14 protein-coding genes are annotated in these 12,857 nt (G+C 64.6%); 11 read left to right on the top strand and 3 right to left on the bottom strand.

The window, feature by feature from the left end:
• The first annotated feature begins 73 nt into the window (after positions 1–73).
• The 4 genes from KHO53_RS13295 (at position 74) to cycA (ending at position 4,357) form a co-directional block, all read left to right on the top strand.
• The gene (locus KHO53_RS13295) at positions 74–862 is read left to right on the top strand and encodes an ABC transporter ATP-binding protein (RefSeq protein WP_010221660.1); all 789 of its coding nucleotides are present in this window, start codon (positions 74–76) and stop codon (positions 860–862) included.
• Positions 859–1,809 (top strand): ABC transporter substrate-binding protein, encoded by a 951-nt coding sequence (locus KHO53_RS13290; protein WP_010221659.1) that lies wholly within the window; start codon positions 859–861, stop codon positions 1,807–1,809. The genes KHO53_RS13295 and KHO53_RS13290 overlap by 4 nt, the downstream gene beginning before the upstream one ends.
• Positions 1,806–2,828 carry a FecCD family ABC transporter permease gene (locus KHO53_RS13285; RefSeq protein ID WP_010221658.1) on the top strand — a complete coding sequence of 341 codons (1,023 nt, stop codon included), beginning with the start codon at positions 1,806–1,808 and terminating at the stop codon, positions 2,826–2,828. Before KHO53_RS13290 ends, KHO53_RS13285 begins: the two co-directional genes overlap by 4 nt.
• Positions 2,829–2,938: 110 nt before the next feature.
• The gene (cycA, locus tag KHO53_RS13280) at positions 2,939–4,357 is read left to right on the top strand and encodes a D-serine/D-alanine/glycine transporter (RefSeq protein ID WP_213570387.1); all 1,419 of its coding nucleotides are present in this window, start codon (positions 2,939–2,941) and stop codon (positions 4,355–4,357) included.
• 9 nt (positions 4,358–4,366) lie between these two features.
• Here the strand turns inward: cycA and KHO53_RS13275 are convergent, their stop codons facing one another.
• Entirely contained in the window at positions 4,367–4,906 is a 540-nt protein-coding gene (locus KHO53_RS13275) for a hypothetical protein (protein WP_010221655.1), read from the bottom strand.
• A 54-nt stretch (positions 4,907–4,960) separates the two neighbouring features.
• Entirely contained in the window at positions 4,961–5,536 is a 576-nt protein-coding gene (locus KHO53_RS13270) for a hypothetical protein (RefSeq protein WP_232531793.1), read from the bottom strand.
• A gap of 245 nt (positions 5,537–5,781) precedes the next feature.
• Between KHO53_RS13270 and urtA the strand changes: the two genes are divergently transcribed.
• From urtA to KHO53_RS13235, 7 genes are all read left to right on the top strand, one after another.
• Positions 5,782–7,047 carry an urea ABC transporter substrate-binding protein gene (gene urtA / locus KHO53_RS13265; protein WP_010221653.1) on the top strand — a complete coding sequence of 422 codons (1,266 nt, stop codon included), beginning with the start codon at positions 5,782–5,784 and terminating at the stop codon, positions 7,045–7,047.
• Positions 7,048–7,192: 145 nt separating this feature from the next.
• On the top strand, positions 7,193–8,692 hold the full coding sequence (gene urtB / locus KHO53_RS13260; RefSeq protein ID WP_213570386.1) for an urea ABC transporter permease subunit UrtB: 1,500 nt from the start codon (positions 7,193–7,195) through the stop codon (positions 8,690–8,692).
• Positions 8,692–9,771 carry an urea ABC transporter permease subunit UrtC gene (gene urtC, locus KHO53_RS13255; RefSeq protein WP_213570385.1) on the top strand — a complete coding sequence of 360 codons (1,080 nt, stop codon included), beginning with the start codon at positions 8,692–8,694 and terminating at the stop codon, positions 9,769–9,771. Before urtB ends, urtC begins: the two co-directional genes overlap by 1 nt.
• A gap of 35 nt (positions 9,772–9,806) precedes the next feature.
• Positions 9,807–10,628, top strand: coding sequence for an urea ABC transporter ATP-binding protein UrtD (gene urtD / locus KHO53_RS13250; RefSeq protein WP_010221650.1), 822 nt, complete (start codon positions 9,807–9,809; stop codon positions 10,626–10,628).
• A gap of 20 nt (positions 10,629–10,648) precedes the next feature.
• Positions 10,649–11,347, top strand: a complete 699-nt coding sequence (gene urtE, locus KHO53_RS13245; protein ID WP_213570384.1) for an urea ABC transporter ATP-binding subunit UrtE — start codon at positions 10,649–10,651, stop codon at positions 11,345–11,347.
• 38 nt (positions 11,348–11,385) lie between these two features.
• Entirely contained in the window at positions 11,386–11,913 is a 528-nt protein-coding gene (locus KHO53_RS13240; protein WP_010221648.1) for a GNAT family N-acetyltransferase, read from the top strand.
• Positions 11,914–11,918: 5 nt separating this feature from the next.
• Positions 11,919–12,440 (top strand): GNAT family N-acetyltransferase, encoded by a 522-nt coding sequence (locus KHO53_RS13235; protein WP_010221647.1) that lies wholly within the window; start codon positions 11,919–11,921, stop codon positions 12,438–12,440.
• 111 nt (positions 12,441–12,551) lie between these two features.
• On the opposite strand, the gene KHO53_RS13230 is transcribed toward KHO53_RS13235, so the two are convergent.
• Complete coding sequence (locus KHO53_RS13230) at positions 12,552–12,857, bottom strand: chaperone modulator CbpM (protein WP_010221646.1); 306 nt, start codon at positions 12,855–12,857, stop codon at positions 12,552–12,554.

The raw sequence follows: 12,857 nt of genomic DNA, 5'->3' as shown, positions 1-12,857 counted from the left end.
AATCGCCACGCCGCCGCTCCTACAGCAAATCCGTTAACATAGGCCCCCGCTTTTTCAGGCCCGCAGGACCTTGATGAGTACCCTGAGTATCAGCGACCTGTACTGGTCGCCCCTGGGCCACGGCCACTGCCACCACCAGTTCCAGCTGCGCGCCGTTGAGCTGCAGGTCGGCGTCGGCGAGTTCGTCGGCCTGATCGGCCCCAACGGCAGCGGCAAGACCAGCCTGCTGCGCTGCGCCTACCGCTTCAACAAGCCGGAACGCGGCCAGGTGCGCCTGGGCGCACATGACCTGTGGCAGCAGTCTTCGCGCTGGTGCGCCCAGCGCATTGCCGTGGTGCTGCAGGAGTTTCCCGATGCCTTCGGCCTGAATGTCGAGGAAGTCGTCGCCATGGGCCGCACGCCCCATAAAGGCCTGTTCGACGGCGACAGTCACGCGGATCGCCAGTTGGTGCAACAGGCCTTGCAGGCGGTCGGCCTGCAGGGTTTTGATGACCACACCTTCGCCAGCCTGTCCGGCGGCGAGAAGCAGCGAGTGATCCTCGCCCGCGCCCTGGTCCAGCAACCCCAGGTGTTGATCCTCGATGAGCCGACCAACCACCTCGACCCCCGTTATCAGCTGGAGCTGTTGCAGCAGGTGCGGCGCCTGGGCATTGGCACCCTGGCGAGCATCCATGACTTGAACCTGGCTGCGGCCTTCTGTGATCGCCTGTATGTGCTCGATCACGGGCGCATCGTCGCCAGCGGCACGCCTGACCAGGTGCTGACTGCCGAGTTGCTGCAGGAGGTGTTCGGCGTGCAAGCGCTGATCGACCGCCACCCTCTGGCTGACCACCCACGCCTTACCTGGATAACCCAGCGATGATTCGATCCACCCTGCTGCTCGGCCTGGCCTTGCTGCTGGCCAGCCCCGGCGTTTTCGCCGAGGCGACCCAATACCCGTTGACCGTGCAGAGCTGCAACCGCCAGGTGACCTTCACCCAAGCCCCGGAGCATGCCCTGAGCCATGACATCAACATGACCCAGATGATGCTCGCCCTCGGCCTGCGCTCGCGCATGGTCGGCTACAGCGGCGTCAGCGGCTGGAAGGCGGTGACCCCGCAGTTGCGCAAGCAACTCGACGGCCTGCCGGAACTGGCGGCCAAGTACCCGTCGGTGGAAACCCTGCTCAACGCCAATGTCGACTTCCTGTTCGCCGGCTGGGACTACGGCATGCGCGTCGGTGGCGACCTGACGCCACAGAGCCTGGCGCCGCTGGGCATCCCGGTCTATGAGTTGACCGAGTCCTGCGCCTTTGTCATGAAGCGCCCGGCCGCGAGCCTGGATGACACCTATACCGACCTGCGCAACCTCGGCAGGATCTTCGACGTGCAGGAACGCGCCGAGCGACTGATCGGTGAGATGCAACAGCGCGTCGCCGTGGTCCAGCAGCACTTGCCGGCACAGCGCCCACGGGTGTTTCTCTACGACAGCGGCGAAGACCGGGCCATGACCTCCGGGCGCCTGGGCATGCCCGAGGCGCTGATCGCCGCAGCGGGCGGGCGCAATGTGCTCGACGACATCGAGGCCAGCTGGACCCGGGTCAACTGGGAGAGCGTGGTCGAACGCAACCCCGAGGTGATCGTCATCGTCGACTATGGCGAAGTCAGCGCCGCGCAGAAGCAGGCGTTTCTCCAACAGCACCCAGCCCTGCAATCGGTCGATGCGATCCGCAACAAGCGCTTCGTGGTCATTCCTTACGTGGCGGCCACGCCAAGCCTTGAGAACGTCGAAGCCATCGAGACCATCGCCAAGAGCCTGCACGGCGCATGAGGTCCGCAAGCGCCCGTCATCGCCTGTTGCTGCTCGGGCTGTTCGCCCTGCTGCTGGTCTCCTGCGTGGTCTCCCTGGGCTTCGGCTCGGCACCGGTGCCGGTCGAGGTGGTCTGGCGGGTCCTGCTGTTCAAGCTGTTCGGCGTTACCGGCGAAGCGCCTGCATGGAGCACCGGCCAGGAGCATATCGTCTGGTTGATTCGCGTGCCGCGCATGCTCCTGGCGGCGCTGGTCGGCGGCGGCCTGGCGATGATTGGCGCCGTACTGCAGGCCGTGACCCGCAACCCGCTGGCCGACCCGCACCTGCTCGGCGTCACCTCCGGGGCAACACTCGGTGCAGTACTGGTGGTGCTGCATATCGGTGAACTGCTGGGTGTGTTGACCTTGCCCCTGGCGGCCTTCATCGGTGCCCTGTGCAGCATGCTGCTGGTGCTGGCCATCGCCAGCCGCCACGGCCGCCTGGACAGCGACCGTCTGCTGCTCTGCGGCGTGGCGGTGGCCTTTGTGATGATGGCAGCGGCTAACCTGCTGCTGTTTCTCGGTGATCACCGGGCAAGCTCGGCGGTGATGTTCTGGATGCTCGGCGGCCTGGGCCTGGCGCGCTGGGAGCTGCTGCCGATTCCGGCCATCAGCGTGTTGCTGGGGCTGGCCTTGCTGCTGGGCATGGCCCGCTCGCTGAACGCGCTGATGGCCGGTGAGCAGACCGCCGTGACCCTTGGCCTGAATGCGCGCAAGGTCCGTCTGCTGGCGTTTCTGATCTGTTCACTGTTGACCGGCGTGCTGGTGGCGATCAGTGGCTCGATCGGCTTTGTCGGCTTGATGGTGCCGCACATCGCCCGGCGCCTGGTCGGTGCCGAGCACAGCCGCCTGCTGCCGGTGTGCCTGCTGCTGGGCAGCCTGTTCCTGATCTGGGTCGACGTCGCCGCGCGCACGTTGATCTCGCCCGAGGACCTGCCCATCGGCATCGCCACCGCCGCCATTGGTGGCTTGTTCTTTATCGGCCTGATGCGCCGACGTTGATCGCGGTCAACACCGCCGGCGCCTTGAGACGTATTGTCGCGCTAGCGCCAGGAAGGCGCGTGTTAGCCTAGCGGCGCACAAAAAGACTGACCTCAACGGAATGCCTGCCGATGACTGTGAACCTGCCCCCGCAACACCCCGTTCCCGATGACCATGACCACCTGCAACGCAGCCTGTCCAACCGCCATATCCAACTGATCGCCATCGGTGGTGCCATCGGCACCGGCCTGTTCATGGGCTCGGGCAAGACCATCAGCCTGGCCGGTCCGTCGATCATCTTCGTCTACATGATCATCGGTTTCATGCTGTTCTTCGTCATGCGTGCCATGGGCGAACTGCTGCTGTCGAACCTCAACTACAAGTCGTTCATCGATTTCTCCGCCGACCTGCTCGGGCCCTGGGCCGGCTACTTTACCGGCTGGACCTACTGGTTCTGCTGGATCATCACCGGCATCGCCGATGTCATCGCGATCTCGGCCTATTCGCAGTTCTGGTTCCCTGACTTGCCGCAATGGGCGCCGGCGATTGCCTGTGTCGGCCTGCTGCTGTCACTGAACCTGATCACGGTGAAGATGTTCGGCGAAATCGAGTTCTGGTTCGCCATGATCAAGATCGTCGCTATCGTCGCCCTGGTCGGCACCGGTCTGTACATGGTCGTGGCCGGCTTCCAGTCGCCCGCCGGGCGCACCGCCGACATTGCCAACCTGTGGAATGACCAGGGCATGTTCCCCCATGGCCTGATGGGCTTTTTTGCCGGTTTCCAGATTGCCGTGTTCGCCTTCGTCGGCATCGAACTGGTGGGCACCACCGCCGCCGAAGCGAAGAACCCGGAGCGCAACCTGCCGCGGGCAATCAACTCGATCCCGGTGCGCATCATCGTCTTCTACGTGCTGGCGCTGATCACCATCATGGCGGTCACGCCATGGCGCGACGTGGTGCCCGGCAAGAGCCCGTTCGTGGAACTGTTCGTGCTCGCCGGCCTGCCGGCGGCGGCCAGCATCATCAACTTCGTGGTGCTGACCTCGGCGGCCTCGTCGGCCAACAGCGGCGTGTTCTCCACCAGCCGCATGCTCTTCGGCCTGGCCCAGCAGGGTGATGCACCCCGCAGCTTCGAACACCTTTCCAGCCGCAAGGTGCCGGCCAACGGCCTGTACTTCTCCTGCACCTGCCTGCTGCTGGGCGCCGCACTGATGTATGTGGTCCCCGACCTGATCGAAGCCTTCACCCTGGTGACCACGGTATCGGCGATCCTGTTCATGTTCGTCTGGACCCTGATCCTGCTGTCTTACCTGAGCTACCGCAAGCAGCGCGCGGCGCTGCACCAGGCCTCGAAGTACAAGATGCCTGGCGGGCGCTTGATGTGCTGGGTGTGCCTGGCGTTCTTCGCCTTCATCCTGGTGCTGCTGGGCCTAGAGCACGATACCCGCCAGGCACTGATCGTCACGCCGCTGTGGTTCGTGTTGCTGACCGTGACCTACCAGTTCGTGCGGCGTAACCGCGCGCTGCTGATGGCCAACGCCGACAGCTGATCAGCCGAACTACAGGCCGCCCTGCTCGTACGCCGCCGCCACACTGTCCCACAGCTGTTCCAGTACGGCGGCGGCCTCGGCGCGCTGTGCCTCGCTCGGGCCGTCGATGAACTCACTGCGGCCCTGGCCAAGGCTCAGGCAGGCATCGATGCCATTGCCCCAGATGTACGAATAGATCAGCAGAAAACTGTCCGAATCGACGTCGGCGTAGTGCGCGACCTGCCGCAGGGGCGCCAGCAGTTGCAGCATCTCGCCATAATTGTCAGTGAACTCCAGCACGGCGAACGTCCACACCCCGGCCTGCTCATCGTAATGACTGCGGCTACCCGGGGAGAACTCAACCCAACCTGCGATCAGGTCGCCCAGGCTGCAGGTAGTGGATCGGTCCAGGTCATGGGCGGACAGCTCACCCGCCCCGTAGGCGTCCTTGCTGTCATACCAGCGTTGCCAATCATCGAACTGCCGCGGGTTGGCCACCGGCGCGCTCATAACCGCCTGATAGGCAGCGGGGCTGAGGTTGCAGCGAATGTACAGCGACGAAGCTTCCATCGGGTCTGTCCTTGTTCCGTGGGTGAGGGTTGATTAAAGCCAGCACAGGGCCGCTTAGCGTTGTGCCGCCTTGAACAGTTCGGCCAGCACTGCGTCGGCCTCCTGACGTTGGGCCGGCGTCGGCGCCTTGGCAAACTGGCTGCGGCCGTTGAGGGTCAGGTAGGCGTCGTCGCCGTTGCCCCAGATGTACGAGTAGACCAGCATGAAACTGTCGGAGTCGGCCGCGCAATAGGGTGCGACGCTGCGTAGCGGCGCCAGCAGGGAGATCATCTCGCCGTAGTTATCACTGAACTGCAACAGGGCGAAACGCCAGGCGCCCGCCTTCTCGTCGTACTCCGAGTACGTGCCCCAACCAGTGACGCCGACCAGCTCTCTAAGGTTTCGCGCCACCAGCGGCCGCAGGTCTTCACTCCTGACCTTGCCCGGGCCATACATCCCATGGCTGTCGAACCATTGCTGCCAATCATCGAAGGCTGGCGCCCCGCCTGGCGGGGCGGCCTTGACCTCGGCGTACTGGGCAGCGGTCATGTTGCAGCGAAAATACAGCGAGGACGGCTCGCTGGCCTGCACCTGCCCCACTGCGGCCCACAAGCCGGCCACCAGCATCCCTGCACGCACGTGTCTGTTCACTGTCATCGTCCCTGATCGGTGTTGAAGGCGGCGATGATACCCGCGCGAACCAAAGCTGTGCAGACAAGTTTGCAGCGCACAGGTCCCGGCGCCATCACGGTGCAGGCACGCTTCATTGCCGTCGCAAATCCCCATGAAACCCCTGTCCCAGACAGCCTCGCGCTACCCGGCACAGCCCTTGCTAACGCTCTTGGGCGAAGTCGCCATCTGCCCAACAGAACATCCGATTCCATGGAGAGAGCACTATGAAGCGTCGCAGTCTGATCAAGGCCTTTACCCTCAGCGCGTCCATCGCGGCCATGGGCCTGAGCTGGAGCATCCAGGCCGCCGAGACCATCAAGGTCGGCATCCTGCACTCGCTGTCGGGGACCATGGCGATTTCCGAAACCTCGCTCAAGGACATGGCCCTGATGACCATCGAGCAAATCAACGCCAAGGGTGGGGTCAACGGCAAGCTGCTGGAGCCGGTGGTGGTCGACCCGGCCTCGAACTGGCCGCTGTTCGCCGAAAAGGGCCGCCAGCTGCTGACCCAGGACAAGGTCGCGGTGGTGTTCGGCTGCTGGACCTCGGTGTCGCGCAAGTCGGTACTGCCGGTGTTCGAAGAGCTCAATGGCCTGCTGTTCTACCCGGTGCAGTATGAGGGCGAAGAGATGTCGCCGAACGTCTTCTACACCGGTGCCGCACCCAACCAGCAGGCGATCCCGGCGGTGGAATACCTGATGAGCGAAGACGGCGGCAGCGCCAAGCGCTACTTCCTGCTGGGTACCGACTACGTCTACCCGCGCACCACCAACAAGATCCTGCGCGCCTTCCTGCACAGCAAGGGCGTGGCCGACAAGGACATCGAAGAGGTCTACACGCCGTTCGGCCACAGCGATTACCAGACCATCGTCGCCAACATCAAGAAGTTCTCCGCCGGCGGCAAGACCGCGGTCATCTCCACGGTCAACGGCGACTCCAACGTGCCGTTCTACAAGGAACTGGCCAACCAGGGCCTGAAAGCCACCGACGTGCCGGTGGTGGCCTTCTCGGTGGGCGAGGAAGAACTGCGCGGCATCGACACCAAGCCGTTGGTCGGGCACCTGGCGGCGTGGAACTACTTCGAGTCGGTGGATAACCCGGTCAACAGCCAGTTCGTCGCCGATTGGAAAGCCTACGCCAAGGCCAAGAACCTGCCAGGCGCCGACAAGGCGGTGACCAACGACCCGATGGAGGCCACCTACGTCGGCATTCATATGTGGGCCCAGGCGGTCGAGAAAGCCAAGTCCACCGATGTCGACAAGGTCCGCGAAGCCCTGGCCGGGCAGACCTTCAAGGCGCCGTCGGGCTACACCCTGACCATGGACAAGAGCAATCACCACCTGCACAAGCCGGTGATGATCGGCGAGATCCAGGATGACGGTCAGTTCAACGTGGTCTGGGAAACCGGGCAGCCGCTGCGTGCGCAGCCATGGAGCCCGTTCATTCCGGGCAACGACAAGCGGCCGGATTATGCGGTGAAGGGCAACTGAGCCACCGGGGCCGCTTGGCGGCCCATCGCTGGCAAGCCAGCGCCCACAAGGACCGCGCCTCCCCACAGGCACTGCATGTACCTGTGGGAGCTGGCTTGCCAGCGATGAGGCCCTGAGAAACTCCACAACCGCGACGGATCCCGCTATGCCCAAGGCCCTCCAGCGCCTCCTCCTCGGTCTGCTCCTGCTGCTGCCGCTAGCCGCCCCGGCAGCCGACGCAGACTACTTCATCGCCGCCAAGGCCAATGAGCAGGCGCGCCTGCTCCAGGACTGGGCGGCGCAACCGGACCCGGCCCGCGTTGAACTGCTGAGCGCTCTGCAACAAGGCCGCATCGCCGCCGGCGACACCCGCAAACTGCGCCTGAACAACCGCTTGCGCGGGCTTGTGGATAACGCCCTGGCCAGCCATCAGTTGCTCAGCGCAGATAGCACAGTGCGCCTGGCGGCTGCCCAACAATTGCAGAAAAGCGCCCAGCCGGCCCAGGTCGCCTTCCTCGACCGGCGCTTCGCCAGCGAAGCCGATGCCGCCGTCCATGCGGCATTGGCCCTGGCCCTGGCCAACCTGCAACTGGTCGACAGCGACCCGGCCGTGCGCCTGGCGGCGGTGCGCCTGCTCGGCGAAACCGGCGACCCGATGGCCCGCACCCGATTGGAGGCGCTGCTCGAACCCGGTGTCGAGAGCAACGCCGGCGTGCGTACCGCCGCCGAAACCAGCCTGGCCCAGGTCAAGCGCAAGCTGCTGTTTGGCGAGCTGCTCGGCCAGGCCTTCAGCGGCCTGTCGCTGGGTTCGATCCTGTTGCTCGCGGCCCTGGGCCTGGCCATCACCTTCGGCCTGCTCGGGGTGATCAACATGGCCCACGGCGAGATGCTCATGCTCGGCGCCTACGCCACCTATGTCGTGCAGGTCCTGGTGCAACGCTACGTGCCCGAGGCCATCGTGTTCTACCCGCTGATCGCCCTGCCGGTGGCCTTCGCCGTCAGTGCCGGGGTCGGCATGCTCCTGGAGCGCACGGTGATCCGCCACCTGTATGGCCGCCCGCTGGAAACCCTGCTGGCCACCTGGGGCATCAGCCTGATCCTGATCCAGGCCATCCGCCTGCTGTTCGGCGCACAGAACGTCGAAGTGGCCAACCCGGCCTGGCTCTCCGGTGGCCTCCAGGTGCTGCCCAACCTGGTGCTGCCCTACAGCCGCCTGGTGATCATCGCCTTCGCGCTGTTCGTGGTGCTGCTGACCTGGTTGCTGCTCAACCGCACGCGCCTGGGCCTGAACGTGCGTGCCGTCACCCAGAACCGCAACATGGCCGCCTGCTGCGGCGTACCGACCGGGCGTGTGGACATGCTTGCCTTTGGCCTCGGCTCCGGTATCGCCGGGCTCGGTGGCGTGGCCCTGAGCCAGATCGGCAACGTCGGCCCGGACCTGGGCCAGAGCTACATCATCGACTCGTTCCTGGTGGTGGTGCTGGGCGGCGTCGGGCAACTGGCCGGTAGCCTCTGGGCGGCCTTTGGCCTGGGCATCGCCAACAAACTGCTGGAGCCGCAGATCGGTGCAGTGCTCGGCAAGATCCTCATCCTTGCGCTGATCATTCTGTTCATCCAGAAACGCCCGCAAGGCCTCTTCGCGCTCAAGGGACGGGTAATCGACTGATGAACCAGCCTCTGCTTGTTACCGCCAGCCAGAAGGCCGGCCCGCGCTGGACCCTGGCCATCGGCACCACGGTGCTACTGGTGCTGCTGGCCCTGCCAGTGCTGTCGTTGCTGCCCGCCGGGCACAGCCTGCAGGTCTCGGCCTATACCCTGACCCTGGTCGGCAAGATCCTCTGCTACGCCATCGTCGCCCTGGCCCTGGACCTGGTCTGGGGCTATGCCGGGTTGCTGTCGCTGGGCCATGGCCTGTTCTTCGCCCTCGGCGGCTATGCCATGGGCATGTACCTGATGCGCGAAGCGTCTGGTGATGGCCTGCCAGCGTTCATGACCTTCCTGTCGTGGAGCGAACTGCCCTGGTACTGGGCCGGCACCCAGCACTTTGCCTGGGCCCTGTGCCTGGTGGTGCTGGCGCCGGGTTTGCTGGCGCTGGTGTTCGGCTACTTCGCCTTCCGTTCACGGATCAAGGGCGTGTACTTCTCGATCATGACCCAGGCCCTGACCTTCGCCGGCATGCTGCTGTTCTTTCGCAACGAGACCGGCTTTGGCGGCAACAACGGCTTCACCCATTTTCGCAGCATCCTCGGCTTTGAAATCACCGCGCAAAGCACCCGCGCGGTGCTGTTCCTGCTCACCGTCGCCTTGCTGGTGGCCAGCCTGTACCTGGGCTGGTGCCTGGCCCGGAGCAAGTTCGGCCGGGTCCTGACCGCCCTGCGCGATGCCGAGAACCGCCTGATGTTCTGCGGCTACGACCCGCGCGGTTTCAAGTTGTTCGTCTGGGTGCTGAGCGCGGTGCTGTGCGGTCTGGCCGGGGCCTTGTACGTGCCGCAGGTGGGCATCATCAACCCTAGCGAGATGTCGCCGACCAACTCCATCGAAGCTGCCGTGTGGGTCGCCCTCGGCGGACGCGGCACACTGATCGGGCCGCTGCTGGGGGCCGGCCTGGTCAACGGCATGAAGAGCTGGTTCACCGTGGCCTTTCCCGAGTACTGGCTGTTCTGCCTCGGAGCGCTGTTCATCCTGGTGACCCTGTACCTGCCACGGGGCGTGGTCGGTCTGCTGAACAAAAGGGGCGAACAATGAGAGCCATCCCACTACCGCCGGTGCACCCGGAATTCATGCTCGAACCGATCCTCGACGCTGGCAGCGGCCGCGATGCCATCGGCCTCGGCCAGCGCCGCGGCGAAGGCCTGGAGGTGCGCCACGGCACGCTGCTGACCCTGGAAGACATCAACGTCAGCTTCGACGGTTTCAAGGCGCTGAACAACCTCAACCTGTACATCGGCGTCGGTGAGCTGCGCTGCATCATCGGCCCCAACGGTGCCGGCAAGACCACCCTGATGGATGTGATCACCGGCAAGACCCGCCCTACCAGCGGCAAGGCCTGGTTCGGCGACACCCTGGACCTGACGCGCATGAGCGAGGTACAGATCGCCCAGGCCGGAATCGGCCGCAAGTTCCAGAAGCCGACGGTGTTCGAGGCCCTGAGCGTATTCGAGAACCTGGAGCTGGCGCAGAAGGCCGACAAGTCGGTGCTGGCCAGCCTGCTGGCGCGCCTGAGCGGCGAGCAGCGCGAGCGCATCGACGAGATCCTGCAGACCATTGGCCTGAGCGCTTCGGCCCAGCGCCCGGCCGGTTTGCTCTCCCACGGCCAGAAGCAGTTCCTGGAGATCGGCATGCTGCTGATGCAGGACCCGCAGTTACTGCTGCTGGATGAGCCGGTGGCGGGCATGACCGATGCCGAAACCGAATTCACCGCCGAACTGTTCAAAAGCCTGGCCGGCAAGCATTCGCTGATGGTGGTCGAGCATGACATGGGCTTTGTCGGCAGCATCGCCGACCACGTCACCGTGCTGCACCAGGGCAGTGTGCTGGCCGAAGGGTCGCTGGAACAGGTGCAGGCGGATGACCGGGTGATCGAGGTCTACCTCGGGCGATGAGGCCAACAAAGGACGACAACATGCTGAAAATCGACTCACTGCACCAATACTACGGCGGCAGCCACATCCTGCGCGGCTTGTCGTTCGAGGCCAAGGTCGGTGAAGTCACCTGCCTGTTAGGCCGCAATGGCGTCGGCAAGACCACCCTGCTGCGCTGCCTGATGGGCCTGCTGCCCACCCGCGAAGGCAGCGTGCACTGGGAAGGCCAGGCGATCACCGCGCTCAAGCCGCACCAGCGGGTGCACGCCGGCATTGCCTACGTGCCCCAGGGCCGCGAGATTTTCCCGCGCCTGAGCGTCGAGGAGAACCTGCTGATGGGCCTGTCGCGCTTTGGCGCCAGCCAGGCCCACAGCGTGCCGGCGTTCATCTACGAGCTGTTCCCGGTGCTGCTGCAGATGAAACAGCGCCGTGGCGGCGACCTCTCCGGTGGCCAGCAACAACAACTGGCCATCGGCCGCGCCCTGGCCAGCCAGCCGCGCCTGCTGATCCTCGACGAGCCCACCGAAGGCATTCAGCCTTCAGTCATCAAGGAGATCGGCGCGGTCATCAGCACACTTGCCGCCCGTGGCGACATGGCGATCCTGCTGGTCGAGCAGTTCTACGACTTTGCCGTGGAGCTTGCCGACCAGTACCTGGTGATGTCACGCGGTGAAATCATCCAGGCCGGGCGTGGCGAAAATATGGAAGCCGAGGGTGTGCGCGGCCTGGTAACCATTTAACCTGAGCCGATCACAGTGCCCCTGTTCGAGAACCTGCCATGACTTACCTGTTGCGCGATGCAGTGCCTGCCGACCTGACGGGCATTCGCGATATCTATAACGACGCCGTGCTCAACACCACGGCGATCTGGAACGAGCAAGCGGTCGATCTGGACAACCGCCAAGCCTGGTTCGATGCTCGCCAGGCCCAGGGTTATCCAATCCTGGTGGCGGTGAACGCTGCCAACGAGGTACTCGGCTATGCTTCATTTGGCGACTGGCGGCCGTTCGAAGGTTTTCGCCATACCGTCGAGCACTCGGTGTACATCCGCAGTGACCAGCGCGGCAACGGCCTGGGGCCCAAGCTGATGCAGGCGCTGATCGAACGGGCCCGCGCCTGCAACAAACACGTAATGGTCGCCGCCATCGAAAGCGGCAACGCCGCCTCGATTCGCCTGCATCAGCGCCTGGGCTTCACCCTCAACGGGCAGATGCCCCAGGTCGGGGTGAAGTTTGGTCGCTGGCTGGACCTGACCTTCATGCAATTGATCCTCAGCCCCGATGCCCCGCCCCCGACAATGGAGTGACGCCTGTGAATGCTGCGCAGCTCAATCGTGTGACCCATGAAAGCTTTGCCTACTACCGCGACGGCCTGGTGGCGTTGCTGCTCGATGCCGTGCAACACGGCGCCTCGGTGGGGTTTCTGGCCGATATCGATGCGCAGCAGGCCGAGGGCTATTTCGAGGAGGTGCGCCAGCGCCTGGTCAGCGGTGAGCTGTTGCTGTGGGTGGTGGGCAAGGACAAGGAAGTGCTGGGCAGTGTCCAGCTGGGCTTGTGCCTTAAGCCCAATGGTTTGAACCGGGCTGAAGTGCAAAAGCTGCTGGTGCACAGCGCGGCACGGCACCGGGGCCTTGGCCAGCAACTGATGCAGGCGCTGGAAACGACGGCGCGGCAGAAGCAGCGCGGCATGCTGTACCTGGATACCGAAGCCGGCTCGGGGGCCGAAGCTTTTTATCGGTCGCAGGGGTACAGCAAGGCCGGGGAGATTCCTGATTATGCCTGTGGGCCGGACGGGATCTATCGGGCAACGGCGCTGTACTACAAATTGCTCTAGGTCTTCAGGGCCAATCGCCGGCAAGGCCGGCTCCCACAGGGTACTGCATGCACAGGGCCAGTGTGGGAGCCGGCCTTGCCGGCGATCGGTCGCGCAGCGCAGGCAATGAACTCAGCCCTGCACAAACCGCCCCAAACGTTGCCTGAGCATGCTGTTCTCGCTGCGCAGTTGCTGCACTTCCTCCAGCAGCTCCAGGGCCAGCGCGACCCCTTCCCACTCCAGTTGCAGATCGTGGTGCAGCTTGGCCGCGCGCTTGGCCAGCACCGGCGCCTGATCGTCAAACAGCCAGTCTTCCGGCGTTCGCCCGGAAGGCTCGACAATGCCGTGTTCGACGATTTCGATCACGTAGGCCGCCGGCAGATCGGCTTCCTGACAGAGGGTCTGCATGTCCAGTTGAACGACCAGGGTACTGCTCAT

Source organism: Pseudomonas sp. RC2C2 (assembly GCF_018390435.1).
Classification (GTDB): domain Bacteria; phylum Pseudomonadota; class Gammaproteobacteria; order Pseudomonadales; family Pseudomonadaceae; genus Aquipseudomonas; species Aquipseudomonas donghuensis.
The sequence above is the reverse complement of the archived record's forward strand: the minus strand, read 5'-3'. Positions and strand labels throughout refer to the sequence as shown.

Bases quoted from the DNA above. Each gene is read 5' to 3' on its own strand.
- KHO53_RS13290 (WP_010221659.1), top strand. From the start codon at position 859: ATGATTCGATCCACCCTGCTGCTCGGCCTGGCCTTGCTGCTGGCCAGC.
- urtE (WP_213570384.1), top strand. From the start codon at position 10,649: ATGCTGAAAATCGACTCACTGCACCAATACTACGGCGGCAGCCACATC.
- KHO53_RS13275 (WP_010221655.1), bottom strand. From the start codon at position 4,906: ATGGAAGCTTCGTCGCTGTACATTCGCTGCAACCTCAGCCCCGCTGCC.
- urtB (WP_213570386.1), top strand. From the start codon at position 7,193: ATGCCCAAGGCCCTCCAGCGCCTCCTCCTCGGTCTGCTCCTGCTGCTG.
- KHO53_RS13295 (WP_010221660.1), top strand. From the start codon at position 74: ATGAGTACCCTGAGTATCAGCGACCTGTACTGGTCGCCCCTGGGCCAC.
- KHO53_RS13240 (WP_010221648.1), top strand. From the start codon at position 11,386: ATGACTTACCTGTTGCGCGATGCAGTGCCTGCCGACCTGACGGGCATT.
- KHO53_RS13230 (WP_010221646.1), bottom strand. From the start codon at position 12,857: ATGAGCAGTACCCTGGTCGTTCAACTGGACATGCAGACCCTCTGTCAG.
- urtC (WP_213570385.1), top strand. From the start codon at position 8,692: ATGAACCAGCCTCTGCTTGTTACCGCCAGCCAGAAGGCCGGCCCGCGC.
- urtD (WP_010221650.1), top strand. From the start codon at position 9,807: ATGCTCGAACCGATCCTCGACGCTGGCAGCGGCCGCGATGCCATCGGC.
- cycA (WP_213570387.1), top strand. From the start codon at position 2,939: ATGACTGTGAACCTGCCCCCGCAACACCCCGTTCCCGATGACCATGAC.
- urtA (WP_010221653.1), top strand. From the start codon at position 5,782: ATGAAGCGTCGCAGTCTGATCAAGGCCTTTACCCTCAGCGCGTCCATC.
- KHO53_RS13285 (WP_010221658.1), top strand. From the start codon at position 1,806: ATGAGGTCCGCAAGCGCCCGTCATCGCCTGTTGCTGCTCGGGCTGTTC.